Source organism: Oleiphilus sp. HI0067 (assembly GCF_001635735.1).
Map to the genome: position 1 here is coordinate 1 of NZ_LWFI01000942.1, position 2001 is coordinate 2001.

The 2001-nt window shown below is 44.6% G+C and carries 2 protein-coding genes and 1 pseudogene; 2 read left to right on the forward strand and 1 reads right to left on the reverse strand.

All coding sequences use genetic code 11. The annotated features are described in order from the left end of the window. Both rlmB and A3739_RS11675 read left to right on the forward strand, forming a co-directional pair. Positions 1-633: 23S rRNA (guanosine(2251)-2'-O)-methyltransferase RlmB (rlmB, locus tag A3739_RS11670; RefSeq protein ID WP_068501487.1), on the forward strand; the 633-nt coding region annotated here is incomplete at its 5' end. Between the two features lie 48 nt (positions 634-681). Then, positions 682-1680, forward strand: a complete 999-nt coding sequence (locus A3739_RS11675; protein ID WP_082878316.1) for a mechanosensitive ion channel family protein — start codon at positions 682-684, stop codon at positions 1678-1680. A 53-nt stretch (positions 1681-1733) separates the two neighbouring features. Here A3739_RS11675 and A3739_RS29920 read toward each other — a convergent pair. After that, a pseudogene (locus tag A3739_RS29920) lies at positions 1734-2001 on the reverse strand (type 1 glutamine amidotransferase domain-containing protein); the annotation flags it as partial.

Consider the following 2001-nt stretch of genomic DNA (forward strand, 5'->3'; position numbering starts at 1 on the left):
CGCGTGTTATCTCTTGCTGATAAGTCAGGAATTTCTTATAAGCTTTGCCCTCGAAGAGAACTTGATGATCTTGTGCGTGGTCGTCACCAAGGTATTGTCGCGCTTGTCGAGCCGAGTAAAGAACTTAATGACAACGATCTTGAAGTGTTGCTCGATGGCTTAGACGAGCCTCCGTTTTTATTGATCTTAGACTCAGTGACAGATCCGCATAATCTTGGCGCTTGCTTGCGCTCTGCTGATGCGGCAGGTGCACATGCTGTCATTACACCAAAAGATAAATCTGCACCTTTAAATGCTGTAGCGAAAAACGTTGCTTCGGGTGCTGCGGAACATGTGCCTTTGATTCGAGTGACTAATTTGGCGAGGAGCATGCGATCCTTGCAAGATCGTGGAATCTGGATAACCGGCGCTGCAGGTGAGGGCGCTTCGGATATTTATCAAACTGATTTTAATGGTCCAACCGCTATTGCTATGGGGGCCGAGGGAAGTGGCTTGCGCCGTCTCACGCGTGAACACTGCGATCAGCTGACAAAAATTCCGATGGCGGGCTCGGTAAGTAGTCTCAATGTCTCTGTGGCAACGGGTGTTTTCCTGTTTGAGGCGATGCGTCAAAGATCCTCTAACAAGTCATAAATTAGCGTCTATAGTTCATGCAATCTTTCAAATAAGGATTGCTTTTGAATGCTTCGACTACTGTTCCTTCTTCTATTTTCAACAAGCGTAATCGGCAGCACTGTTTCGGATATTAGTGCTGCTGCCGGTGAAACGACGAATCATGCCGCGAGCAATGTAAAAGATTGGTATAGCGATGCGACGAATACTGCGCTGTTCAGTATTGGTGAGGCAGATATTACCGTTATTGATTTGGTGTGGGTAGTTGTCGTTCTGGTTGGGGCTTTTACCTTTTCATCCTTACTGCGTCGCTTCTTAAACCGCCTTACCGTTAAACATGAAAGCTTCTCAGTGTCAGGCATGTTTACGCTTGGCCGATTATTGCACTACCTGATTTTACTCATTGCCGTATTTTTGTGTTTTGCCTTACTGGGCATTGATTTTACGAAGTTAGCGATTGTCGCAGGTGCTTTGAGTGTCGGTGTTGGCTTTGGCTTGCAGTCTATCTTTAACAACTTTATTTCTGGTTTGATTCTACTGTTCGAGAGGCCAATAAAGGTTGGAGATTTAATTGAACTCGACTCGGGTACGCGAGGCAGAGTCAAAGCAATAAATGTTCGAAGTACTCAAATCACGACGTGGGATAACATTGATTTACTTGTCCCTAATTCGGAATTTATTTCAGGGAGAGTGATCAACTATACCTTGAGTGATGACGTGCGCCGTCTGCATATCCCTTTTGGTGTCGCGTATGGTTCTGATAAGGAAATTGTTAAACGCGCTGCTATTGAAGCTTCGCTCGAGCTGTCATGCACCATTAATCACGGGGCACACAAGCCAGATGTGTGGTTGATCAATTTTGGCGACAGTTCATTAGATTTTGAGTTAATTGTTTGGGTAAATGGAAATGAATTGCCTATCGATAAGCACCCAATTGGTATGTATTTGTGGGAGATCGAAACCAAACTCAGTGAGTACGAGATTGAAATACCATTTCCTCAACGTGATTTGCGTTTGCGTTCGATAGATAAAGAAGTTTTCAATGCGATACCAGAACGATCGCTGTGAGCTTAAAAATAGATAAGCACGCTATCGGTTTACTGGATAGCGTGCTGTACAGGCTACTTCAACAAGTTTAAAAGCGCGTCTGCAGTTGCGTGCGAAGATCCCGGGTTTTGGCCTGTCACTAGCAAACCATCCACTTCAATGTGTTCTTGCCAGTTTTCTTTCGCCGAGTATATACCGCCATTTGCTTTGAGCATTTCTTCTACAGAAAATGGTACGACCTCACTTAGCTCTACTGCTGCCTCTTCGCTATCAGAAAACCCCGTCACTTTTCGACCAGACACAATGTATTGTCCAGATTCATCTTTGGTTGATTTAAAAACA

Excerpts from the sequence above, each read along its gene's own strand:
- A3739_RS11675 (WP_082878316.1), top strand. The coding sequence starts at position 682 with ATGCTTCGACTACTGTTCCTTCTTCTATTTTCAACAAGCGTAATCGGC.